The sequence below is a fragment of the Pseudomonas sp. LBUM1678 genome (assembly GCF_059695575.1).
In genome coordinates this window covers 6,495,803-6,520,302 of sequence record NZ_CP166775.1, presented here as the reverse complement: position 1 = coordinate 6,520,302, position 24,500 = coordinate 6,495,803, and the positions used below count along the sequence as shown (strand labels likewise).

At 59.3% G+C, this 24,500-nt stretch carries 19 protein-coding genes; 14 read left to right on the top strand and 5 right to left on the bottom strand.

Annotated features, from left to right (window positions below; genetic code table 11):
• Positions 1–124: 124 nt before the first annotated feature.
• The 5 genes from ACA070_RS29730 to gcvP all read left to right on the top strand — a co-directional run bounded on the left by ACA070_RS29730 (position 125) and on the right by gcvP (position 7,762).
• Positions 125–1,129: an extracellular solute-binding protein gene (locus ACA070_RS29730; protein WP_497449380.1), complete on the top strand. Its 1,005-nt coding sequence runs from the start codon at positions 125–127 to the stop codon at positions 1,127–1,129.
• 234 nt (positions 1,130–1,363) lie between these two features.
• Positions 1,364–2,980 (top strand): ABC transporter permease, encoded by a 1,617-nt coding sequence (locus ACA070_RS29725; protein ID WP_462029556.1) that lies wholly within the window; start codon positions 1,364–1,366, stop codon positions 2,978–2,980.
• 155 nt (positions 2,981–3,135) lie between these two features.
• Positions 3,136–4,218, top strand: coding sequence for a glycine cleavage system aminomethyltransferase GcvT (gene gcvT, locus ACA070_RS29720; RefSeq protein WP_109635741.1), 1,083 nt, complete (start codon positions 3,136–3,138; stop codon positions 4,216–4,218).
• A 49-nt stretch (positions 4,219–4,267) separates the two neighbouring features.
• A complete protein-coding gene (gene gcvH / locus ACA070_RS29715) occupies positions 4,268–4,651 on the top strand; it encodes a glycine cleavage system protein GcvH (RefSeq protein WP_497449379.1) in 384 nt (127 codons plus the stop codon).
• Between the two features lie 237 nt (positions 4,652–4,888).
• Positions 4,889–7,762 (top strand): aminomethyl-transferring glycine dehydrogenase, encoded by a 2,874-nt coding sequence (gene gcvP / locus ACA070_RS29710; RefSeq protein WP_497449378.1) that lies wholly within the window; start codon positions 4,889–4,891, stop codon positions 7,760–7,762.
• A gap of 170 nt (positions 7,763–7,932) precedes the next feature.
• On the opposite strand, the gene ACA070_RS29705 is transcribed toward gcvP, so the two are convergent.
• The 3 genes from ACA070_RS29705 to ACA070_RS29695 all read right to left on the bottom strand — a co-directional run bounded on the left by ACA070_RS29705 (position 7,933) and on the right by ACA070_RS29695 (position 10,534).
• On the bottom strand, positions 7,933–8,253 hold the full coding sequence (locus tag ACA070_RS29705) for a DUF2388 domain-containing protein (protein ID WP_169857239.1): 321 nt from the start codon (positions 8,251–8,253) through the stop codon (positions 7,933–7,935).
• Positions 8,254–8,320: 67 nt separating this feature from the next.
• Positions 8,321–10,105, bottom strand: a complete 1,785-nt coding sequence (gene tfpB / locus ACA070_RS29700; protein ID WP_438658239.1) for a type IV pilus assembly ATPase TfpB — start codon at positions 10,103–10,105, stop codon at positions 8,321–8,323.
• A 90-nt stretch (positions 10,106–10,195) separates the two neighbouring features.
• Positions 10,196–10,534, bottom strand: coding sequence for an ACT-like domain-containing protein (locus ACA070_RS29695; protein WP_497449377.1), 339 nt, complete (start codon positions 10,532–10,534; stop codon positions 10,196–10,198).
• Between the two features lie 125 nt (positions 10,535–10,659).
• On the opposite strand from ACA070_RS29695, the gene ACA070_RS29690 reads away from it, so the two are divergent.
• Positions 10,660–11,124 (top strand): Lrp/AsnC family transcriptional regulator, encoded by a 465-nt coding sequence (locus ACA070_RS29690; protein ID WP_497449376.1) that lies wholly within the window; start codon positions 10,660–10,662, stop codon positions 11,122–11,124.
• 404 nt (positions 11,125–11,528) lie between these two features.
• On the opposite strand, the gene ACA070_RS29685 is transcribed toward ACA070_RS29690, so the two are convergent.
• Positions 11,529–12,896 (bottom strand): CYTH domain-containing protein, encoded by a 1,368-nt coding sequence (locus tag ACA070_RS29685; RefSeq protein WP_497449375.1) that lies wholly within the window; start codon positions 12,894–12,896, stop codon positions 11,529–11,531.
• 156 nt (positions 12,897–13,052) lie between these two features.
• Here ACA070_RS29685 and argE point away from each other — a divergent pair, with 156 nt between their 5' ends.
• Positions 13,053–14,222, top strand: a complete 1,170-nt coding sequence (gene argE / locus ACA070_RS29680; RefSeq protein ID WP_497449374.1) for an acetylornithine deacetylase — start codon at positions 13,053–13,055, stop codon at positions 14,220–14,222.
• Between the two features lie 233 nt (positions 14,223–14,455).
• Positions 14,456–15,754 carry an amino-acid N-acetyltransferase gene (argA, locus tag ACA070_RS29675; protein WP_438658244.1) on the top strand — a complete coding sequence of 433 codons (1,299 nt, stop codon included), beginning with the start codon at positions 14,456–14,458 and terminating at the stop codon, positions 15,752–15,754.
• Positions 15,755–15,905: 151 nt separating this feature from the next.
• Here the strand turns inward: argA and tauA are convergent, their stop codons facing one another.
• Positions 15,906–16,895, bottom strand: a complete 990-nt coding sequence (tauA, locus tag ACA070_RS29670; protein WP_497449373.1) for a taurine ABC transporter substrate-binding protein — start codon at positions 16,893–16,895, stop codon at positions 15,906–15,908.
• 349 nt (positions 16,896–17,244) lie between these two features.
• Here tauA and ACA070_RS29665 point away from each other — a divergent pair, with 349 nt between their 5' ends.
• The 6 genes from ACA070_RS29665 (at position 17,245) to ssuD (ending at position 24,496) form a co-directional block, all read left to right on the top strand.
• A complete protein-coding gene (locus tag ACA070_RS29665; RefSeq protein WP_497449372.1) occupies positions 17,245–18,606 on the top strand; it encodes an OprD family outer membrane porin in 1,362 nt (453 codons plus the stop codon).
• A gap of 374 nt (positions 18,607–18,980) precedes the next feature.
• A complete protein-coding gene (locus ACA070_RS29660) occupies positions 18,981–20,324 on the top strand; it encodes an OprD family porin (RefSeq protein WP_497449371.1) in 1,344 nt (447 codons plus the stop codon).
• Positions 20,325–20,704: 380 nt separating this feature from the next.
• Positions 20,705–21,343: a peroxiredoxin gene (locus ACA070_RS29655; RefSeq protein WP_497449370.1), complete on the top strand. Its 639-nt coding sequence runs from the start codon at positions 20,705–20,707 to the stop codon at positions 21,341–21,343.
• 316 nt (positions 21,344–21,659) lie between these two features.
• Positions 21,660–22,253 (top strand): NADPH-dependent FMN reductase, encoded by a 594-nt coding sequence (gene ssuE, locus ACA070_RS29650; protein ID WP_497331729.1) that lies wholly within the window; start codon positions 21,660–21,662, stop codon positions 22,251–22,253.
• A gap of 103 nt (positions 22,254–22,356) precedes the next feature.
• On the top strand, positions 22,357–23,322 hold the full coding sequence (locus ACA070_RS29645; RefSeq protein WP_497449369.1) for a sulfonate ABC transporter substrate-binding protein: 966 nt from the start codon (positions 22,357–22,359) through the stop codon (positions 23,320–23,322).
• 25 nt (positions 23,323–23,347) lie between these two features.
• Positions 23,348–24,496 carry an FMNH2-dependent alkanesulfonate monooxygenase gene (gene ssuD, locus ACA070_RS29640; protein ID WP_461956205.1) on the top strand — a complete coding sequence of 383 codons (1,149 nt, stop codon included), beginning with the start codon at positions 23,348–23,350 and terminating at the stop codon, positions 24,494–24,496.
• The last annotated feature ends 4 nt before the right edge of the window (positions 24,497–24,500 follow it).

Here is a 24,500-nt window from a genome sequence, read left to right as displayed (position 1 = left end):
GTACATTCAATACATCTCCGCGCCGTGCAACATCTGGTAACTCCTCCGCCAACTGATCGATTGAGATGGTAAATGTGAGTCCTTATCATTTGTCTTCAATTTTTCCAATCGAGAGACCGCTCCCATGTTGGCACCGAAGCGTCTACTGACTGCACTCGCCCTGACCCTGATCGGTAGCACCGCTGCCCAGGCCGCCGACGAGGTGGTGGTTTACTCCTCGCGTATCGACGAGCTGATCAAACCGGTCTTCGATGCCTACACCGCCAAAACCGGGGTGCAGGTGAAGTTCATCACCGACAAAGAAGCGCCGCTGATGCAGCGGATCAAGGCCGAGGGCGAGAACGCCACCGCCGACCTGCTGCTGACCGTCGATGCCGGCAACCTCTGGCAGGCGGAGCAGATGGGCATCCTGCAACCGTTCACCTCCAAGGTGATCGATGCCAATATCCCGCTGCAATATCGCTCCTCCGCTCATGCCTGGACGGGCCTGAGCCTGCGGGCGCGGACCATCGCCTATTCCACCGATCGGGTGAAGCCGGGCGAGCTGACCACTTACGAAGGGCTGGCCGATAAAAACTGGGAAGGTCGCCTGTGCCTGCGCACGGCGAAGAAGGTCTACAACCAGTCCCTGACCGCCACCATGATCGAAGTGCACGGTGCCGACAAAACCGAGAAGATCCTCAAGGGTTGGGTCAACAACCTGTCCACCGATGTGTTCTCCGATGACATCGCGGTGCTGGAAGCAATTAATGCCGGGCAATGCGACGTCGGCATCGTCAACACTTACTACTACGGCCGCCTGCACAAGCAGAAGCCTGACCTGGCGGTGAAGCTGTTCTGGCCGAACCAGGGTGATCGTGGCGTCCACGTCAACCTGTCGGGCATCGGCCTGACCAAGCACGCCCCGCACCCGGAAGCGGCCAAGGCATTGGTTGAATGGATGACCACCGCTGAAGCGCAGAAGATTTTCGCTGACGTGAACCAGGAATTCCCGGCCAACCCCGCCGTTCAGCCGTCTGCAGAAGTAGCGAGCTGGGGCAAGTTTGTGGCAGATACGCTGCCGGTGGAAATTGCCGGCAAGCGTCAGGCTGAAGCGATTCGGATGATGGATCGGGCGGGTTGGAACTGACACCCCTGTTATTGCGGCGAGTGGTTACCTGTGGGAAGGGAGTTTACTTGTGGCGAGGGAGCTTGCTCCCGCTGGGTTGCGAAGCAACCCTCAAAACATCCAGCGCTGCTCGCTCAAGATGATCTGATAACCTCCGGCGGTTGCTTCGCACCCGAGCGGGAGCAAGCTCCCTCGCCACAAATTGGAGCTGACTGCTGACCTGCGTCGGCTCCCTTATTTTTCTAGAGAATCCCCTTGGCCCACCCCGCCCAACGCCGCTGGTATCCCCTGGTCTTCGCCATCGCCGCGCTGGTCCTGCTGCCCCTGAGCGTCCTGCTTTTCTCCTGGCAAACCATCGATCATCAAATCTGGTCCCACCTCTGGGACACCCAGATGCCGCGCCTGCTGGGTAACACGCTGACGTTGGTGCTCGGCGTCGGTATCGGCGTCACGCTCCTGGGCGTCAGCCTCGCCTGGCTGACCAGCCTCTGCGAATTCCCCGGTCGGCGCTGGCTGGACTGGGCGCTGATGCTGCCTTTTGCGATTCCGGCTTATGTGCTGGCCTTCGTCTTCGTGGGCCTGCTGGATTTCGCCGGCCCCGTGCAAACCTTGTTGCGCGAATGGTTCGGCACCGGCCTCAGGTTGCCGCGAGTGCGTTCCACCGGCGGCGTGATCCTGGTGTTGGTACTGGTTTTCTATCCCTACGTTTACCTGCTGGCGCGCACCGCCTTCCTGGCCCAGGGCAAAGGTTTGATGGAAGCGGCGCGCGTGCTGGGACAATCCCCGTGGCAGGCGTTCTGGCGCGTTGCCTTGCCCATGGCGCGGCCGGCCATTGGTGCCGGCGTGGCGTTGGCGCTGATGGAAACCCTGGCGGACTTCGGTGCGGTGTCGGTGTTCAACTTCGACACGTTCACCACGGCCATTTACAAAACCTGGTACGGATTCTTCAGCCTCTCCACCGCCGCGCAACTGGCCAGCCTGTTGCTGCTGGTGGTGATGATCGTTTTGTACGGCGAACGTCGTGCGCGCGGGGCCAACCGTACGAGCAATGAGCGACCGCGGGTCAAGGCGCTGTACCACCTTCGTGGCTTCAAGGCGCTGGCGGCCATGAGTTGGTGTGGCCTGGTGTTCGCTTGTGCCTTCGTCATTCCGATGCTGCAACTGGTGGTGTGGTTCTGGCAGCGTGGGCGCTTCGATCTGGATGAGCGTTACGCCGGGCTGATCGTCCACACCTTGTACCTGGGCGGCATGGCGGCGTTGATCACCGTCAGCGTTGCCCTGGTGCTGGCATTTGCCCGGCGACTGGCGCCGACCCGGGCGATCCGCTCCGGTGTCAGCCTGGCCAATCTCGGCTACGCGCTGCCGGGGTCGGTGCTGGCGGTGTCGATCATGCTGGCGTTCAGTTATCTGGATCGCGAGCTGGTGATCCCGGTTTCGGGGTGGCTCGGCGGCGCCGGCAAGCCCTTGCTGCTGGGCAGTCTGTCGGCGTTATTGCTGGCCTATCTGGTGCGTTTCATCGCGGTGGCTTACGGGCCGCTGGAAAGCAGCCTGGCGCGAATACGGCCATCTTTGCCCGAAGCGGCACGTAGCCTTGGCGTCAGTGGGCCACGACTGTTTTTCAAAGTGTATCTGCCGTTATTGCTGCCCGGCACGTTGAGCGCCGCGTTGCTGGTGTTCGTCGATGTGCTCAAGGAAATGCCCGCGACCCTGCTAATGCGCCCGTTTGGCTGGGACACGCTGGCCGTCCGGATCTTTGAAATGACCAGCGAAGGCGAGTGGGCGAGGGCTTCGTTGCCCGCCCTGACCCTGGTTTTGGTCGGGCTGTTACCGGTCATCGGATTGATTCGACGTTCGGCGCATCGAAACGCCTAGGTGTCAGTCCTACACCTTGAGGCTACAATGCGCGGCATTCGGTGCGGTCCGTCCTACGGACCTGGTAGCTGAAACCGGCTGAAAGCCTTCTATTTCAAGGCTTTCGCCCGTTAAGCACTTGCCCGCACCTTCGCCACGCCCGGAAGGAGAAACCCATGGGACAGCGTACGCCTCTGTATGACCTTCATCTCGCCCTCGGCGCGAAGATGGTCGATTTTGGCGGTTGGGATATGCCTTTGCATTACGGCTCGCAGGTCGAGGAACACCATCAGGTGCGCCGCGATTGCGGGGTTTTCGATGTATCCCACATGACCGTGATCGATGTCGCCGGCCCCCAGGCCAAAGCCTGGCTCCAGCATTTGCTGGCCAATGACGTCGAGCGCCTGCACAGCCCCGGCCGTGCCTTGTACAGCACCATGCTCAACGAGCGCGGCGGCATCGTCGACGACATGATCGTCTACCGTCTCGAGGATGGTTATCGGCTGGTGGTCAACGCCTCCACCCGCAATCAGGATCTTGCCTGGATGCAGGCCCATATCGATGGTTTCGATGTGCAGCTCAATGAGCGCAGCGAACTGGCGATGCTGGCGATTCAAGGCCCCCATGCCCGCCACAAAATCTCCGAACTGGTCACCCAGTCCCGCGGCAACCTGATCCAGATGCTCAAGCCTTTCGAAGGCCAGCCTGATGGCGACTGGTTTATCGCGCGCACCGGTTATACCGGTGAAGATGGCCTGGAAATCGTGCTGCCGGCCAATCAGGCCCCAGGGTTTTTCAACGACCTGGTGGGCGCGGGCATTTCCCCTATCGGTCTGGGCGCCCGGGATACTTTGCGTGTCGAAGCCGGCATGAATTTGTACGGCCAGGACATTCATCAAGACGTTTCACCGCTGGCGTCCAACATGGCGTGGAGCATTGCCTGGGAACCGGCCACTCGCCAGTTCATCGGTCGCAGTGCCCTGGAAGCCGAGCGGGCGGGTGGCGTGCAGCACAAACTGGTCGGTCTGGTCCTTGAGGAGCGTGGGGTTTTGCGCGCTCATCAAGTTGTCCGTATCGCCAATGTTGGCGAAGGAGAGATCACCAGTGGTAGTTTCTCTCCTACGCTTAGCAAGTCGATAGCACTGGCGCGCGTGCCGATGGCAACTGCCGACCGCGCAGAAGTGGAAATCCGTGGCAAGTGGTACCCGGTCCGAGTGGTCAAACCGACCTTCGTACGCCATGGCAAAACCTTGATCTAACCTTTTTTGGCGGGCACGACCGCTGACAATTTTCTTGAGGACACAGAACATGAGCGATATCCCTGCCGACCTGCGTTTTGCCGAAAGTCACGAATGGGCCCGCCTGGAAGCCGATGGCACCGTCACCGTGGGCATCAGCGATCACGCTCAGGAAGCCTTGGGCGATGTGGTGTTCGTTGAGCTCACCGAAGTCGGAAAAGTCTTCGCTGCCGAAGATCAAGCCGGTGTCGTTGAATCGGTTAAAGCCGCATCCGACATCTACTCCCCGGTATCCGGTGAAGTGATCGCGATCAACGAAGACCTGAGCGCTAATCCGGAACTGCTCAACTCCGATCCGTACAGTGCCTGGATCTTCAAACTGAAGCCTAGCGACAAGGGTGAGCTGGACAAGCTGCTCGATGCAGCCGGCTACAAGGCCGCCATCGGCGAGTAAGCCTTAAGCGTCATCCCCAAAGCCCCGACTTGTCGGGGCTTTTTCATTCTCAAGATCAAAAGGATCGCAGCCTCGTTTCACTCGACAGCTGCTACAGGGGATCGCATTCGGATGTAGCAGCTGTCGAGTGAAACGAGGCTGCGATCTTTTGATCGTCAGAGGCACAGCGACATCGGCTGCTATGCTGGTTTGACCGTGTTGCATCGACGTTGAGCGCCAGTCAAGAGAGAGCCCGTCATGTCCCAGTTGCCGTCCTTGAGCCAGTTACGCGACCCCAATGCCTTTCTTCGCCGCCATCTCGGGCCCGATGCCGCCGAGCAACAGGCGATGCTCGACAGCCTCGGCCTCGGCAGCCGGGTCGAGCTGATCGAGCAGACGGTGCCGCCGGGAATCCGCCTGAACCGGGCACTCGATTTGCCGCCCGCCCTTGACGAAGAAGCCGCGCTGGCCAAGCTGCGCGGGTACGCCGAGCAGAACCAGGTCTGGACCAGCCTGATCGGCATGGGCTACCACGGCACCCTCACACCCACCGTCATTCTGCGCAACGTGCTGGAAAATCCCGGCTGGTACACCGCCTACACACCTTATCAACCGGAGATCGCCCAAGGCCGACTCGAAGCGCTGCTGAATTTCCAGCAATTGACCATAGACCTCACGGGGCTCGAACTGGCCAACGCTTCGCTGCTCGATGAAGCCACGGCGGCAGCGGAAGCCATGGCACTGGCCAAGCGTGTCGCCAAGTCCAGAAGCAATCTGTTCTTCGTCGATGAAAATTGCCATCCACAAACCATCTCCGTGGTGCAGACCCGCGCCGAAGGATTCGGGTTCGAGCTGATCATCGACGCTGTGGATAACTTGAAGCAGCACCAGGTGTTTGGTGCGCTGCTGCAATATCCGGACACCCATGGCGAGATCTGCGATCTGCGTCCATTGATCGATCATCTGCATGCCCAGCAGGCGCTGGCCTGTGTGGCGACGGATCTGCTGAGCCTGCTGTTGCTGACCCCGCCGGGGGAACTGGGCGCCGACGTGGTGTTCGGCTCGTCCCAGCGTTTTGGCGTGCCGATGGGTTACGGCGGACCGCACGCGGCATTTTTTGCTAGCCGCGAAGAGTACAAACGAGCGATTCCCGGGCGGATCATCGGCGTCTCGAAAGATGCTCGTGGCAACACCGCTTTGCGCATGGCCCTGCAAACCCGCGAGCAACATATCCGCCGGGAGAAGGCCAACTCGAACATCTGCACCGCTCAGGTATTGCTGGCCAACATCGCCAGTTTCTATGCGGTCTACCACGGTCCGGAAGGGTTGAAGCAGATTGCCCAACGCGTCCATCGACTGACCTGCATTCTCGCCGCCGGCCTTGAGCGTCACGGGATCACCCGCCTGAACACACACTTTTTCGACACGCTGACGCTGGAGGTCGGTGGCACACAGACGGCAATCATCGAAAGTGCCCTGACCGCACAGATCAATTTGCGCATTCTCGGGCGCGGGCAGTTGGGGCTGAGCCTCGACGAAACCTCTGACGAAACCACGGTAGCGAAACTGTTCGATGTATTCCTCGGTGCCGATCATGGGTTGATCGTCGATGAACTGGATGCTGAAGTCCTTGCTTCCGGTATTCCCGCAGGTCTGCTGCGCACCTCGCCTTATCTGCGTCATCCGGTGTTCAGCGCTCATCACAGCGAAACCGAGATGCTGCGCTACCTCAAGCAACTAGAGAACAAAGACCTGGCACTCAATCAGTCGATGATCCCGCTGGGCTCTTGCACCATGAAACTCAATGCCACCAGCGAGATGATCCCCATCACCTGGCCCCAGTTCGCCCACCTGCACCCGTTTGTACCGAAAGAGCAGGCAGTGGGTTATTCGCTGATGATCGAGGAGTTGGAGCGTTGGCTTTGCGCGATCACCGGTTTTGACGCGATCTGCATGCAACCCAACTCCGGCGCGCAAGGCGAGTACGCCGGGCTACTGGCAATCCGCAAATACCATGAGAGCCGTCATGAAGGAGCGCGAGACATCTGCCTGATCCCGTCCTCGGCCCACGGCACCAACCCGGCCTCGGCGCAGATGGCCGGGATGCGTGTGGTGATTGTCGAGTGCGACGAGGCGGGTAACGTCGATCTGGATGACCTCAAAGACAAGGCTGCGGAGGCGGGCGACAAACTCGCCTGCCTGATGGCGACGTATCCATCGACCCATGGCGTTTACGAGGAAGGCATCAGCGAAATCTGTGAAGTTATCCACAGCCACGGCGGCCAGGTGTACATGGATGGCGCCAACCTCAACGCTCAGGTTGGATTGGCGCGGCCGGCGGACATTGGCGCCGACGTGTCCCACATGAACCTGCACAAGACCTTTTGCATTCCCCATGGCGGCGGCGGGCCGGGCATGGGGCCGATTGGCGTGCGCGCGCACTTGGCGCCGTTCGTCGCCAATCACCCGGTGGTGCCGATTGAAGGGCCGCTGCCGCAGAACGGCGCGGTCAGCGCAGCGCCGTGGGGCAGTGCGAGTATTTTGCCGATCAGCTGGATGTACATCGCCATGATGGGGCCGCAATTGGCGGATGCCAGCGAGGTAGCAATCCTCGCCGCGAATTACCTGGCGCAGCATTTGTCCGGGGCCTTTCCGGTGCTCTACACCGGGCGTAACGAGCGGGTGGCTCACGAATGCATTCTGGATTTGCGGCCATTGAAGGCGCTGACCGGGATCAGTGAAGAGGACGTGGCCAAGCGCCTGATGGATTACGGTTTCCATGCGCCGACCATGTCGTTTCCGGTGCCGGGAACGCTGATGGTCGAGCCGACCGAGAGTGAGTCAAAGGCCGAGCTGGACCGGTTTATCGGCGCAATGCTGAGCATTCGCGCGGAAATCACCGAGGTGCAAAACGGTAATTGGCCGGCCGAAGACAATCCGTTGAAGCGAGCACCGCATACCCTGGCCGACATCACCGGCATTTGGGAGCGGCCTTACAGCATCGAGCAAGCGGTGACGCCGGATGCGCACACCAAGGCGCACAAGTATTGGCCGGTGGTGAATCGGGTGGATAACGTGTACGGAGACCGCAACTTGTTTTGCGCCTGTGTCCCGGTCGACGATTACCGCTGATAGTACCGTCCCCTGTAGGAGCGAGGCTTGCCCGCGAAAGCGGTGTGTCAGTTGACGTAAATGTTGAGAGTTAAATCGCTTTCGCGGGCAAGCCTCGCTCCTACAGGGGGTTTGTGTCGGGCAAAAAAATGCCGCTCATGTGAGCGGCATTTTTTGTTCAGCAATAGCGCTTATTCCGAGGCAACAGCATTCTTCGCCAGGATCGCATTCGCCAGTTCCATGTCCGTAGCCTGCAGGCCCGGATTGTCGGCGCGGACTTTCTGCATCGCGGCCTCCAGATAAGGACCGCGGATGCCGCCGTCACTGGCGACGAAGCTGCCGGCATCGTCCTGCGCGGCAACGATCAGCTTGTGATCCTTGAAGGTCAGGTAGGTCGAACCGGTGGTCGCACCGGACGAAATGACGTTACGCCAAAAGCTATCGGCCATCGCCGAACCGACTGGAAGGGACAACAAGGCGATGGTAGCGACAGCAAGTTTGAGACGCATGATGGTGACTCCACTGGTTAACTACGGGGTTGGATGCCGTTCCCCCAATCCAGTTCCGTGATGGCCGCGCCTACTTTTGCTCGCTCTGCGGCGTCACTCGCAATACTTCTTCAATCGTCGTCAAACCGGCGGCCACTTTCTGCGCCCCCGACAAACGCAAACTGCGCATGCCTTCCTTGAACGCCTGACGCCGTACCGCCAGCAAATCGGTGTCGGGATTGATCAGTGCTTTCACACCGTCAGTCAGTTGCATGATTTCGTAGACCCCGGCGCGGCCTCGATAGCCGGTGTCGCGGCATTCCAGACAGCCGATGGCGCGCTGGGCATTGGTGGGAAGCGGCGCTTGCCAGGGTTTGGTCAGGGTTTGCCAGTCTTCCTCACCCAACGTCAGCGGTGCCTTGCAGTGCGGGCACAAGGTACGGACCAGGCGCTGGGCCATGACGCCGAGTACCGTGGCTTTGATCAGGTAATGCGGCACGCCGAGTTCCAGCAAGCGGCTGATGGCGCTCGGCGCATCGTTGGTGTGCAGCGTCGACAGCACCAAGTGACCGGTCAGTGCAGCCTGGATCGCCATTTCCGCGGTTTCGAGGTCGCGGATCTCACCGATCATGATGATGTCCGGATCCTGTCGCATCAGCGCGCGCACGCCGGCGGCGAAGGTCAGGTCGATGTTGTGCTGGACCTGCATCTGGTTGAACGCCGGCTCGACCATTTCAATCGGGTCTTCGATGGTGCAGAGGTTGACCTCCGGCGTCGCCAGTTTCTTGAGCGTGGTGTAGAGCGTGGTGGTCTTGCCTGAACCGGTCGGGCCGGTCACCAGAATGATGCCGTTGGGCTGGCTCGTCATGTCCTGCCAGCGGCGCAGGTCTTCGGCGGAGAAACCCAACTGATCGAAATCTTTGAGCAGCACTTCCGGGTCGAAAATTCGCATGACCATTTTTTCGCCGAACGCCGTCGGCAATGTTGACAGCCGCAGCTCGACTTCGCCGCCGTCCGGGGTCTTGGTTTTCACCCGACCGTCCTGGGGTTTGCGCTTTTCCGCGACGTTCATCCGCCCGAGGCTTTTCAGGCGGCTGACGATGGCCATGGTCACTTGCGGCGGAAATTGATAGACGTTGTGCAGCACGCCGTCGATGCGAAAACGCACCGTGCCTTGCTCGCGCCGGGGTTCGATGTGGATATCACTGGCGCGCTGCTGGAAGGCGTACTGGAACAGCCAGTCGACGATGTTGACGATGTGGGCGTCGTTGGCGTCCGGTTCCTGATCGCTGGCGCCGAGGTTGAGCAGTTGCTCGAAATTGCCCAGGGAGCTGGTTTGCTGATCGGCATTGGTCGCACCGCTGACCGATTTGGCCAGGCGGAAAAACTCGACGCTGAAGCGCTGGATGTCCACCGGGTTGGCCACGACGCGTTTGATCGGCAGCTTCAACACGTGGGTCAGGTCAGCTTCCCAGCCGTTGACGTAAGGTTGGGCGCTGGCCACGGTCACCGCGTCGCGGTCGATGGACACCGCAAGAATCTTGTGGCGCTGGGCGAAGGCGTAGGACATCAGCGGGGTAATGGCCGCGACGTTGATTTTCAGCGGATCGATGCGCAGATAAGGCTGACCGGCCTGTTGTGACAGCCACAGGGTCAGGCTTTCCAGGTCGAGGTGTTTGCCCGGACGGCTGAGGTCGTCCAGGTGTTGGCTGGCGATGAATTCCAGGGGATGCATCTGGCCATTGGCGGCGTGGCGGCGACGGGCATTGAGCGCGTGTTCGGCCGAGTCCTGGCTGATAAAGCCCTGGGCGACCAGTTCACGCAGCAAATCATTGAGATCCAGCCAGCGGTCCTGAATGGCAAGTTGAACGGACATGCGGGCTCCTCATGAACAACAGTTCGCAAAGGATAGCCGCGGACCCGCCGACCGTTGGGCCACTACCCGACGAAGCCGTGTCGAGGTTTGTCAGCCTGCCGCCTGAGCCGGCGCTTCCCGCATGGAGTCAGCCGCTTGCAGCTCGACCGAACACACGCTGATCAGGTTACGTAATTTTTCCGCAATCACTTCGGCTCGATGCCAGCTCAGTCCGTCCATGACGATGTCGATCGACATCAAATCGTCCATCCGCTGCGCATTGACCGATTGCGGCGTCAGGAACTGTAAAGCGAAAAAGTTGAGCGCCCGGCAGAGCAGGTCCGGCTCGGCTTCGGCCAGCAGTTGGTAATGAACGCGGCAATGAGCGTTGCCGGCGTTCCAGACATCGGCGCGGGTGGGCGAGGTGTTCACAGCTTCCAGATGCGGCATGGTCGGTCTCCAAATCAATGGAGGAATTTTTACATTCGGTGCGGGGTATTTCTTATCTATGATTGGGCTTATTGCCTGCTTTTCGAATTGTTTGATTCGGCGGGCTATCAATCACGGGTTTATTTATGCACAACGAGCTGGATGGCTACGACCGCAAGATACTCGCGTTGCTGCAAGAAGACGCTTCGCTCTCCAGCGCGCAGATCGCCGAACAGGTGGGGCTCTCGCAATCGCCGTGCTGGCGGCGGATTCAGCGGATGAAGGAGGAGGGGATCATACGCGGTCAGGTAACGTTGCTCGACCGGAAGAAGATCGGGCTTAACACGCAGATTTTTGCCGAGATCAAACTCAACGCGCACGGGCGGTCGAACTTCACTGAGTTCACCGAGGCGATTCGCGGTTTTCCCGAAGTGCTGGAATGTTATGTGTTGATGGGGGCGGTGGATTTCTTGCTGCGGATTGTCACGGCGGACATCGAGGCGTATGAGCGGTTTTTCTTTGAAAAGCTGTCGATGGTGCCGGGGATTCAGGAAGTGAACTCGATAGTGGCGTTGTCGGAAATCAAGTCCACCACCAGTTTGCCGGTCTGAAGTTTTGCAGTGAATTTGCTGGCCTCATCGCTAGCAGGCTAGCTCCCACAGGGGAACGCATTCCAACTGTGGGAGCCAGCCTGCTGGCGATGGCGGTCTTACATACGCAGCAGCATTTTCCAGGCACGGTTCTGATACACCGCAATCGCCTGGAGTTTTGCGGTGACTGTGCTGGCCTCATCGCTAGCAGGCTAGCTCCCACAGGGGAGCGCATTCCAACTGTGGGAGCTAGCCTGCTGGCGATGGCGGTCTTACATACGCAGCAGCATTTTCCAGGCACGATTCTGATAAACCGCAATCGCCTGGAGTTTTGCGGTGACTGTGCTGGCCTCATCGCTAGCAGGCTAGCTCCCACAGGGGAACGCATTCCAACTGTGGGAGCCTGCCTGCTGGCGATGGCGGTCTTACATACGCAGCAGCATTTTCCAGGCACGGTTCTGATAAACCGCAATCGCCTGCTGCTTACGCGCATCCAGCGATTCATCGGTAATCGGCTCGTTAGCCAGTTGCGCCAACAGTTTCAGCTCACCGTACAAGCGATCCATTTCCGGGATGTCCAGCACGCCACGGGCGTGGTGTAGCCAGGCCTGGATGCGTTCGATGCGGGGCAGTTGCTCGGCCAGATCTTCCGGCTGTTGCTGATAACGCTGCAATTGCAGGGACGTCGCCTCTTCACCCAGCAAGCGCGGCAACCAGCTGCCCAATTGCGCAGCGCCCTGGCGATTGCCACGGACGTTACGATCAGCTGCCCAAGTGCGGGCCAGCAACCAGCGCGAAGTGTTCAGCGAGAACAAGCCCCAACGCGGGTCTTCCAGTTCTTCGAGGAACTGCTCCGGCGCGGCTTTGCGCACGTCTTCGTCGTCGATACCGGCTTGCACCAGTGGACGCCAGTCTTCGAGCAAGGCATCCAGTGCGATGCGCAGGTCGTGCGTCGACTGACGCGGTGCGGCTTGACCCAGGCTGCTGAGCAACGCGCGCAATTCAGCGAGGTTCTCGACCCAGTCCTGCAACAACCGCCAGTGGCCGTTGAAACGATACTGCTCGGCCAGACGCTGGCTGCTGCTCAGCAAATGCCAGCTCAGCGCGGCAAACGCATCATCCAGCGGCATTTCGGCAGTGATCTGCGGCGCCGGCAGGCTCAACGAATAGCTGTTGGCGTCGTACAAACGATAACCGCGCTCGGCCTTGCTGATGTCACACGGCATCAGGGCCAGGGTCGCGGCCAGTTCGGCAGCCAGTTCCAGCAGAGCAGCCGGCTCGCCTTCGCGCAGTTCCAGTTCCAGCTCGCAGATTTCTTCTTTCTGCTTGCCGACTACCACGTGGCCCAGGTCCAGCGCAGCTTCGATGACCACTTTGGTCTTGCCACGGCCCCAAGCGATTTCGGCGCGTTCGCGAACGAAATCGGTGGTGAAGATCGGCTTCAGGGTTTTCTTGTCCAGCTCGGCCAACTCTTCAGGCCAGCATTCGCCGTCGAGTTTTTTCACATCGAGCTTGGCTTTGGGCAGGTTCCAGTCGTATTCGTTACGCTCGGACAGACCGGCGACGCTCTGGCCACGGGTCTTGAGCGTTTGAATCACTTCTTCGCCATCCTTGCGCAGGCGCAGGGCAACCTTGGCGCGGGCCAGGTCGCGCTCAGGCGTGTCGAAGTATTGGTTCATCAACTCACGGCGTTCCCAGCCACTTTTGTTGCGTTTTTTCAGGAGCGGGTGCTCGCGCAGAGCAGCGAGGGTTTCGCGGCTGACGCGGAGTTTGATTTCGGTTTCTTTCTGCATGGCCGGAAAATCCAGGATCGGGAGCGCAGCCGGGGGAATGTGTGGCTGCCAAGGTCGTGCAGTGTACAGGACTCGTCCATCCTACGCGCCGCGGCGGTTTATTCCTGTCGCCAGATGGTTCTATGATGGACTTCAATTCGCGAGTTGGAGTCAGCGATGCCTTTGCCGTCCATGAAAGATCAGTTCGCTGCGCTGATTGCCGCGCCGTCGGTCAGCTGTACCCAGCCCAGCCTTGATCAATCCAATCGTCCGGTCATCGACTTGCTGGCGACGTGGCTCGGTGACCTGGGGTTTGCCTGCGACATCCAGCAGGTCAGCCCTGGCAAGTTCAACTTGCTCGCCAGTTTCGGTTCCGGCCCCGGTGGCCTGGTGCTGGCGGGTCATAGCGATACGGTGCCGTTCGATGGCGCGTTGTGGCAGACCGACCCGCTGAAGCTGACGGAAGTCGATGGCCGCTGGGTGGGCCTGGGCAGTTGCGACATGAAAGGCTTTTTCGCCCTGGCCATCGAAGCGGTGATTCCTCTGCTCGATCAGCCGTTCAAGCAACCGCTGCTGATCCTCGCCACGTGCGATGAAGAAAGCTCGATGTCCGGTGCTCGTGCTTTGGCCGAAGCCGGCCGTCCGTTGGGACGTGCGGCGGTGATTGGCGAGCCGACCGGCCTGAAGCCGATCCGCATGCACAAAGGCATCATGATGGAGCGCATCGACATCCTCGGGCAGAGCGGCCATTCCTCGGACCCGCGTCTGGGCCACAGTGCCCTCGAAGCCATGCACGATGCCATCGGTGAACTGCGTGGCTTGCGCCTGTTGTGGCAGCGTGAATTCCGCAATCCGCAATTCGGTGTGCCGACACCGACAATGAACTTCGGCTGCATCCATGGCGGCGACAACCCCAACCGCATCTGCGGCCAGTGCTCGCTGGAATTCGACTTGCGGCCGTTGCCGGGCATGGACCCCAAGGCCCTGCGCGCGGAGATTCTGCAGAGGCTCAAGCCGGTTGCCGAACGCCATCAGGTGAAGATCAACTACGCGCCGCTGTTCCCCGAAGTGCCGCCGTTCGAGCAGGCCGAGGACGCCGAATTGGTCCGGGTCGCCGAAAAGCTGACCGGCCATCTCGCCGAAGCAGTGGCGTTCGGCACCGAAGCGCCTTATCTTCAGCAACTCGGCTGCGAAACACTGGTGCTGGGCCCGGGCGATATTGCTTGTGCGCACCAACCGGGGGAATACCTCGAAATGTCACGTTTGCAGCCTACGGTGCATCTATTACGACAATTGATTGAACATTACTGCCTGACGCCGGCCAAAACGCCAGTGTCAGTCGGTTAAACCTGTAGGAGCCGGCTTGCTGGCGATGAACGATGACGCGGTTCTCCTGATGGACCGCGGCGCCTGCATCGCCAGCAAGCCGGCTCCTACAGGTATAAATTACCAGCGTCCCAACCCGTATTCATGAGGAGAGCGCGCGTGTCGCCAAGCCTGTTCCGACGATAACCATCAGCCCGCTGTGCGTTTTCAGTTTCGCCCATTTTTTGGCTGCTATTTATTACAGGCCCAGGTTCATGCCCGAATACGTTAATTGGCTTCGTCACGCTTCGCCTTACATCAATGCCCACCGCGATTGCACTTTTGTCGTCATGCTGCCCGGCGACGGCGTGGAGCATCCGAACTTCGGCAACATCGTCCACGACCTGGTGCTGTTGCATAGCCTCGGCGTGCGACTGGTGCTGGTTCACGGTTCCCGTCCGCAAATCGAAACCCGTCTCGCCGCGCGCGGCCTGACGCCGCATTACCACCACGGGATGCGCATCACCGATGCCGCAACCCTCGAGTGTGTGATCGACGCCGTTGGCCAGCTGCGCATCGCCATCGAAGCGCGGCTGTCCATGGACATGGCCTCGTCACCGATGCAGGGCTCGCGTCTGCGGGTGGCCGGCGGCAACCTGGTGACGGCACGGCCGATCGGCGTGCTGGAAGGCGTCGACTATCACCACACCGGCGAAGTACGCCGGGTCGACCGCAAGGGCATCAACCGTCTGCTGGACGAGCGCTCCATCGTGCTGCTGTCGCCGTTGGGCTACTCGCCGACCGGTGAGATCTTCAACCTTGCCTGCGAAGACGTCGCCACTCGCGCGGCCATCGACCTGGGTGCGGATAAGCTTCTTCTGTTTGGCGCTGACCTGGGCTTGATCGATGAAAACGGTCGGCTGGTTCGTGAGTTGCGTCCGCAACAAGTGCCGGCGCATTTGCAACGTTTGGGCAGCAACTATCAGGCGGAACTGCTGGATGCGGCCGCTGAAGCGTGCCGGGGCGGTGTCGCACGCAGCCATATCGTCAGCTACGCCGAAGACGGCGCGCTGCTGACCGAACTGTTCACCCGCGACGGTGGCGGTACGCTGGTGGCCCAGGAACAATTCGAAATTGTGCGCGAAGCGGCCATTGAAGATGTCGGTGGATTGCTGGACTTGATCAGCCCGCTGGAAGAGCAGGGGATTCTGGTGCGTCGTTCCCGTGAGGTGCTGGAGCGCGAGATCGAGCAGTTCAGCGTGGTGGAGCGCGAAGGCATGATCATCGCCTGTGCGGCGTTGTATCAGATTGCCGATTCGGATGCGGGGGAGTTGGCGTGTCTGGCGGTGAACCCGGAATACCGCCATGGCGGTCGCGGTGATGAGTTGCTGGAGCGCATCGAAACCCGCGCCAGGGCCCAGGGCTTGAACACCTTGTTCGTGCTGACGACCCGGACCGCTCACTGGTTCCGCGAGCGTGGGTTTGTGCCGAGCAGCGTTGAGCGCCTGCCGTCGGCGCGGGCGTCGCTGTACAACTATCAGCGTAATTCGAAGATCTTCGAAAAAACCCTGTAACCGCAGTCTTTTGTGGCGAGGGAGCTTGCTCCCGCTGGGGCCGAAGGCCTCCCAAACCCAATAACTCGGTCTATCAAACATAACGCGTTTACCGGGTTCGGGGCCGCTCCGCAGCCCAGCGGGAGCGAGCTCCCTCGCCACAGGTTTTGTGTTACTCCTGCACAAATCTCGCGCTGACATACGCCGAATAATCCGGCAGCACTGTCTCTACCTTCCCTTGCTCCTTCAGGAACTTCGCCGTCTCGCCAATCGCCTTGGCCGTGCCGCCGTCCAGCAGCGCGGTGGTTTGTTGGGCCTTGGCATTCGGGAACGCGGAGCCGGCCAGCAACTCCGGCACATCAGCCGCATTGGCACCGGTCAATTTAGCGATTTTCTGCACCGGTACCGAGTCAGCGGTCCAGCTGTCTTTATGCGCGGCATAGTCGGCGAACGAGTCGAGGGTGACCTTGGCGAATTTGGCCACAACGTCTGGATGCTTCTCAGCGTAATCCTTACGCACAACCCACACCTCGAACGTCGGCGCGCCCCACTGACCCACCTGTGCCGCGTCGGTCAAGGTCTTGCCTGTCTTGCGAATTTCCCCAAGCGCCGGCGACCAGACGAACGCGCCATCGATGTCGCCACGCTTCCATGCGGCAGCGATTTCCGCCGGTTGCAGGTTCACCACTTTGACCTTCGAGGCATCCAGGCCCCAGTGCTTCAGCGCGCTGAGCAGACTGTAATGGGAGGTTGAAACGAACGGGGTGGCGATCGTCTTGCCGATCAGATCTTCCGGTTTATCGATGCCACTGCCATTACGCACCACCAGTGCTTCGGCAGCGTTGATCTGTGCGGAAACTATGAACGCAACAATCGGCAGATTGCGCGAAGCGGCCGCCGCCAGCGGGCTTGAGCCGAGGTTGCCGATCTGTACGTCGCCGGACGCAATGGCGGTCACCACTTCCGGGCCGCTGTTGAAACGACGCCAGTCGATTTTCTCGCCGATGGTCGTTTCGTAAACACCGTCGGCCTGGGGGACTTTGCTGGGATCGATGCCGGTTTGATAGCCGACGGTGAGGTTCGCCGCGTGAGCGGAAACAGAAAGTACAAGCGATACACAAACTGTAACAAATGGTCTGGATAGTGCGCGTTTGGTCGTCATGGCGTCGCCTTTCGGTAGGGGATTGTTTCCGAATTGCGTCAACGCTAATCGATCTAAAAAAATGCTAACAAATACCTTTTAGGAATTAGCTTATGAGACGACCGCTCTGGCGCGGGGCGCTGAGCGTATTCCTAAAAGGTATTAAAAAAGAACTGACCAATTCTTTTTGGGTTTGTGACGAACTCATGACCCCGCAAGGACCAAAAAACGGGGATTAGACCATGGTCGTAGACACACATAGTTACGATTGACTTGTGGGTCACGGTCTGGCGCTAATCGCGCATCTTAGGATCTGGGGCATTGACTCCGGGCCAGGAATACAAGAATTAGAATCGAGAGGAGTGAAGCAATGAACAAGTCGACCTTGGCCTTGGCCGTGGCTGTAGGGGTTTTGGCGCAGCAGGCAGGCGCCGCCGGTTTCATCGAAGACAGCAAGGCTTCCGTTAGTTCGCGTACCTATTATTTCGACGCCGATAACCGCGAAAATGCTGTCAACACCACTTCCAGTACTCCTTCAAACAGACAGCGCGAGACCGCTGAAGGTCTGAAGTTCGATTACCTGTCGGGCTTTACCCAAGGTGTCGTCGGTTTCGGTATCGATGCCCAGGCGCTGGTTGGTATCCATCTGGACGGTGGCAAGGGCCATCACCCGGACAGCAACTCCTTCAATCCTAGCGATACCGATAAATCGGCATCGGATTCGTGGAGCCGTGTGTCGGGCAACGTCAAGGCGCGTTTCTCCAAGACCGAGGCCCACCTGGGCGGCGCTCTTCAGCCAAACATGCCGATCCTGATTGCGAACGACAGCCGCGTGCTGCCGCAAACCTTTGAAGGTGGCACCATCACCTCGAAGGAAATCGACAACGTCACCTTCAACCTGGGTCAGCTGGAGCACGCGACAGGTCGCGCCTCCTCGAACTCCACTGGCCTGTCTGTGGCGGGTGCTACTCAGGACAGCAACCAGTTCCGTTACGCCGGTGCTGACTGGAAGGTCACCAAAGACCTGACGCTGCAGTACTACTACGCGAACCTGGAAGACTTCTATAAACAGAACTTCCTCGGCCTGGTGCACGTTTACCCAATCGCCCCGAACCAGTCGTTCAAGACTGACCTGCGTTATTTCGACAGCAGCTCCGATGGCAAGAACGGCAACGGCAGCGCCGGGTACCAATTCAACAACAACGGTGGCTTTGCCAAGAACAAGGGCGAGGTCGATAACAAGACCTGGAACGCCACGTTCACCTACACCCTGGGTGGCAGCGCATTCCTGCTCGGGCATCAGCGTGTCAACGATGACGGCGGCTTTGTCTTCTTGAACCAAGGTAACGTTGTTGATGGCAACGGGCGTCCAGAAGGCGGCGGCGGCGCCAGCTTCTACTCGTTTACCGACGCCACGGTCGGCAGCTTCATCCGTGCCGGTGAAAACACCACGTACGGTCAGTACTCCTATGACTTTGCTTCGCTGGGCGTACCCGGCCTGAAAGCTTCGATTGGTTACCTGAGTGGTCAAGACATCAAAGCGACCAGCGGTAGCGGTAAAGACCTGAGCGAGCATGAGACCGACGCGCGTATAGATTACGTGATTCAAACGGGCGCGCTAAAAGGTTTTGGCACCACTCTGCGTCACGGTACTTATCGTGGCGACGGCACCTCCCTTGTTGACCAAGACCAGACCCGTCTGATCTTCAACTACACCTACAGCTTCCTGTAACAAGCTTCGCAAAAGAGCCTCGCCGTTTGGCGAGGTTTTTTTTGCGATTTTTTTCATATTCTAATTAGGCATTACGTAGGAATTTATTATTCTTTTTGGCTTTTAAAATAAACACCTAAAGTGCATTCCGCCGGTGCCGATACGTAGTGTCCAGCAGCGATTAAAATGCCGTTTTTTATTCCCGTACGGCATGAAAAATAATGAAATAAATATATTTACGTTTACCATGCCGGCCCATTCATTGCGCTAAGACCCTTGACTTAGACGCATCATTCGAGTGGCGCGCGGATTGCGGTTGGCGGTATCCGCACATTTCAGGATCCAGAGCATTCGACTCAGGACCGAAAAAATTAGAAACGATAGGAGCGAAACAAATGAACAAGTCCACCTTGGCCCTGGCTGTGGCCGTAGGGGTTTTGGCGCAGCAGGCAAGCGCCGCCGGTTTCATCGAAGACAGCAAGGCAACGTTGGGGCTGCGTAACTTCTACATCAATACCGATAACCGTGATGGTCCGGGCGCGAACAAAAACGAAGAGTGGGGCCAAGGCTTCGATCTGCGTTTCATCTCCGGTTACACCCAAGGCACTGTCGGCTTCGGTATTGACGCGATCGGCCTGCTGGGCGTGCGTCTGGATTCGGGCGGCGGAACCAACGGCGCCAGCAATAACTCGTACGGCGGCACTGTTTTCCCAAGCAAATCCAACGGCGAAGCGGTTGATAACTTCTCCAGCCTGGGCCTGACTGCAAAAGCCAAGATCTCCCAGACCGAACTGAAACTCGGCACGCTGCAGCCAAAAAACCCGGTTATCGTGACCAACGACGGTCGTCTGTTGCCACAAACCTGGCAGGGTGGTCAGATCACTTCCGGCGAGATCAAGGACCTGACTCTGGTCGGCGGTCAGATCGAAGCCGTGAAAGGGCGTAACTCCAGCAACAATGAACAGCTGAGCATCGGCGGTGCCAACGCTCGTACGGCCAGCGGTCGCGACAGCAACAAGTTCATCTATGCCGGTGGTGACTACAAAATCACTAAAGACCTGACCGCGCAGTACTACTACGGCAACCTGGAAGACTTCTACAAGCAACACTTCCTGGGTCTGGTGCATAACTGGGCAATCGGCCCGGGTGTGTTGAAGTCGGACTTGCGCTACTTCAACAGCTCTGATGACGGCGCTAACGGGCACGATCCGCTGTACTACAGCTCCGGCAACTACAGCAGCACTTCCAGTGGTAAAGGCAAGGTCGACAACAACTTGTACAGCGGCCTGTTCCTGTATTCCGTTGCCGGTCACACCTTTGGTGGTGGTTATCAGGTCAGCAACGGCAGCAGCGACTTCCCTTGGCTGAACCAAGGTGATGGCTCGTCGAACTACACCATCACCGACATGCAAATCCAGAAGTTCGGCCGTGCCGGCGAACGTACCTGGCAAGCTCGCTACTCGTTCGACTTCGCCAAAGTCGGCGTGCCTGGCTTGACCGCCGGTATGGTTTATCTGCGTGGCGACGATATCGACACCAACCGCACCGCTACTGCTGCAGCCGGTAACAACAGCACCGAGTGGGAACGCGACCTGACTGTCGGTTACGTCGTACCAGAAGGCCCGTTGAAAAACGTTGGCTTCATGTGGAAGAACGCTACATGGCGCACCAACATCCCGGGCGTTCGCTCCCAGGATGAAAACCGCCTGATCCTCAGCTACTCGATCCCGCTGTTGTAATAGCGTGTGGGAGCGAGCCTGCTCGCGAAAACGGTGTCATTCAGCACATTTGTGACTGACACGGCGCCGTCGCGAGCAGGCTCGCTCCCACAGTGGCTAATCGATGTAAAAAAAGCCCCGCCCGGCATCTCGCCGGGCGGGGCTTTTGCGTTTTCAAGGCGAGGTCACCCCCGTAATCCCGCCCTGAAATTTTCCCTCTTTGCAGCAACTCAAGGCCTTCTCGAACCTTGTCGGCGATGTTGGTCGGGATACGCCCGCAGGTCCAGTGAACAGATTTTTAATATTCACTTATGATCTAAATAAATCGATATTTATTCTTTTTAATCCATAGGGAACGCAGGCACAGTTGAGCTCAACCAGCACTCACCAGGAGCAGCAACATGAGCCTCAGACTGGGCGATATCGCCCCCGACTTCGAACAGGATTCCAGCGCCGGCACCCTCCGTTTCCACGAATGGCTGGGCGATAGCTGGGGCGTGCTGTTTTCCCATCCGGCGGACTTCACGCCGGTGTGCACCACCGAACTGGGCTTCACCGCCAGGCTCAAGGATGAGTTTGCCAATCGCGGTGTGAAAGCCATCGCCCTGTCCGTGGATCCGGTGGACTCGCACCACAAGTGGATCGAGGACATCAATGAAACACAGAACGCGGTCGTCAACTTTCCGATCCTGGCGGATGCCGATCGCAAGGTTTCGGACCTCTACGACCTGATTCACCCGAACGCCAATGACACCCTGACCGTGCGCTCGCTGTTTGTGATCGACCCGAACAAAAAGGTCCGGCTGACCATCACCTACCCGGCAAGTACCGGACGCAATTTCCACGAGATCCTGCGGGTGATCGACTCGCTGCAACTCACCGACAATTACAAGGTGGCGACCCCGGCCAACTGGCAGGACGGTGATGAAGTGGTGATCGTGCCGTCGCTCAAGGACGAGGACGAAATCAGGAAGCGCTTTCCCAAGGGCTATCGCGCGGTGAAGCCGTACTTGCGCCTGACGCCGCAGCCCAACAAGTAAATCCATAGCATTTTCGGTGTGGCTGAAATCGCTATCGCGAGCAGGCTCGCTCCCACAGGTAAACGCGATCCAATGTGGGAGCGAGCCTGCTCGCGAAGGGGACTGACAGACACCGCAATATCCATAAAGCAGGGGATTTCGGGCCGTTTATACGGCCCATTTTTTGGCCTGGACCAAGCTGTCTCGTATAGATCTACAACGCATAACCAAATGAATAAATATGATTTATGGATATAACAATCACCTGTTAAGGTCACTTCCATCAAAGCGAGATCGCAAACCGCGAATCGCCAACACCGTTCAAGGAATCGCCTGAATGCTGGTCGTCTCACTCGGTGGCAGTCCCAGCCAACGCTCCCGTTCCGGGGTGCTGCTGGAGCGCTCTCAACGCTGGTTGCAAGCGCAAGGTGTGGAAGTGGTGAGTTACCAGGTGCGGGACTTCCCGGCAGAAGACTTGCTGCATGCGCGCTTCGACAGCCCGAAGGTGATCGACCTGCTGCAACAGATTGAAAACGCCGACGGCCTGCTGATCGCCACCCCGGTTTACAAGGCGTCGTTCTCTGGCGCGCTGAAAACCGTGCTGGACCTGCTGCCCGAGCGCGCGTTGGATCACAAGGTGGTTTTGCCCATGGCCACTGGCGGCAGCATCGCGCACATGCTGGCGGTGGATTACGCGCTCAAGCCGGTGCTGTCGGCGTTGAAAGCTCAGGAAATGCTCCATGGGATTTTCGCGGTGGACAGCCAGATCGCTTACGGCGAAGGCAGCGCCCAGGCGCAGTTGGCGCCGGAGCTGGAACAACGATTGAACGAATCGCTGGAGTTGTTTTTCAGCGCCATGGCGCGACGGCCAAAGCCGCTCGATCCGAACCTGTTGAATGAACGTTTGTTGAGTGCTCGCTGGAGCATTTGAGCCCGCACCCAAGCCACCCCTGAATTTGCTTCACTCCACCTTACTCAGCCGCCAACGGCCAAGCAGGTGCAGCCAAAACCCAACCGCAAAAAAGGAGAGCGCCATGCGCACTGTCATTTTGCGTCGTGGTCTGGTCGCTCTGTTTGCAGCGGCTGTCACCTTCGGCGCCATTACTCACGCTCAAGCCGAGACTCTGCGAATCGGCTATCAGAAATACGGCACCCTGGTGCTGCTCAAAGCCAAAGGCACCCTCGAAAAACGCCTCGCCGCTCAAGGCGTTGATGTGAAATGGACTGAATTTCCCGGCGGCCCGCAGCTGCTTGAAGGCCTGAACGTCGGCTCTATCGATTTCGGTGTCACCGGCGAAACGCCCCCGGTTTTCGCCCAGGCTGCCGGCGCCGACCTGCTCTACGTTGCCTACGAACCGCCAGCGCCCAAAGGCGAAGCGATTCTGGTGCCGAAGGACTCGCCGATCAAATCGGTGCAGGACCTCAAGGGCAAGAAAGTCGTCTTGAACAAAGGCTCCAACGTTCACTACTTGCTGGTCCGTGCTTTGGAAAACGCCGGCCTCAAATACACCGACATCCAGACCGTATTCCTGCCGCCCGCCGATGCCCGCGCCGCGTTCGAACGTGGCAGCGTCGATGCCTGGGTGATCTGGGACCCGTACCAGGCTGCCGCCGAACAGCAACTGCAAGCGCGCACTTTGCGCGATGGCCAGGGCATCGTCGACAACCATCAGTTCTACCTCGCGACCAAACCTTACGCACAGAAAAATCCTGAGGTGATCAAGACCCTCGTGGAAGAAGTGCGCGCGGTCGGCGAATGGGCCAAAGCCAACCCTGAAGACGTGACTCAACAGGTTTCGCCACTGATCGGCTTGCCGGCGGACATCACCCTGACCTCTATGAAACGCCAAGGTTACGGAGCGCTGTTTCTGACCCCGGAAGTGATCGCCGCGCAACAGAAAATCGCCGACAGCTTCTATCAGCTCAAGCTGATCCCGAAACAGTTGAGCATCAAAGACGTGATCTGGACGCCACCGGCAGCCGTTGCCAACGCGCAGTAATCCGATTCCCCAAGGAGACCACTCCATGAGCCTCAATATTTTCTGGTTCCTGCCTACCCACGGCGACGGCCATTACCTTGGCACCGCCGAAGGCGCTCGCGCCGTCGACCACGGTTACCTGCAACAAATCGCCCAAGCGGCGGATCGCCTGGGTTTCGGCGGGGTGTTGATTCCCACCGGGCGCTCCTGCGAAGACTCGTGGCTGGTGGCGGCGTCGCTGATCCCGGTGACCCAGCGGTTGAAATTCCTTGTCGCGTTGCGCCCCGGGATCATTTCCCCGACGGTGGCCGCGCGTCAGGCCGCGACACTGGATCGCCTGTCCGGCGGCCGTGCGCTGTTCAACCTGGTCACCGGTGGTGATCCGGAAGAATTGGCCGGCGACGGTTTGTTCCTGACTCACGAAGAGCGCTATCAAGCCTCGGTGGAATTCACCCGCATCTGGCGCCGTGTGCTGGAAGGCGAAACCGTTGATTACGACGGTCAGCACATTAGTGTGAAGGGTGCCAAGTTGCTCTATCCACCGATCCAGCAACCGCGTCCGCCGCTGTACTTCGGCGGCTCGTCGGAAGCGGCGCAAGACCTCGCGGCCGAACAGGTGGAAATGGTCCTGACCTGGGGCGAACCACCTGCCGCCGTTGCCGAGAAGATTGAACAGGTGCGCGCCAAAGCCGCGAAGCTGGGTCGCACCGTGCGCTTCGGCATTCGCTTGCATGTGATCGTCCGCGAAACCAACGCCGAAGCGTGGCAAGCGGCGGATCGGCTGATCTCCCATCTGGACGACGAAACCATCGCCCGTGCCCAGGCTTCTCTGGCGCGTTTCGATTCGGTCGGTCAGCAACGCATGGCCGCGCTGCACGGCGGCAGCCGTGACAACCTGGAAGTCAGCCCCAACCTGTGGGCCGGCGTCGGTCTGGTGCGCGGCGGTGCTGGCACGGCGCTGGTGGGCGACGGTCCGACCGTGGCCGCCCGCGTGAAGGAATACGCAGACCTGGGCATCGACACGTTCATCTTTTCCGGTTATCCACACCTCGAAGAGTCTTACCGCGTTGCCGAGTTGCTGTTTCCGCACCTCGACATCGAACGTCCGCAGCTGCCACAAGGTGCCAACTACGTCAGCCCGTTTGGTGAGATGGTCGCCAACGACATTCTTCCCAAAGCCGCGTCCCAGAGCTGAGGCG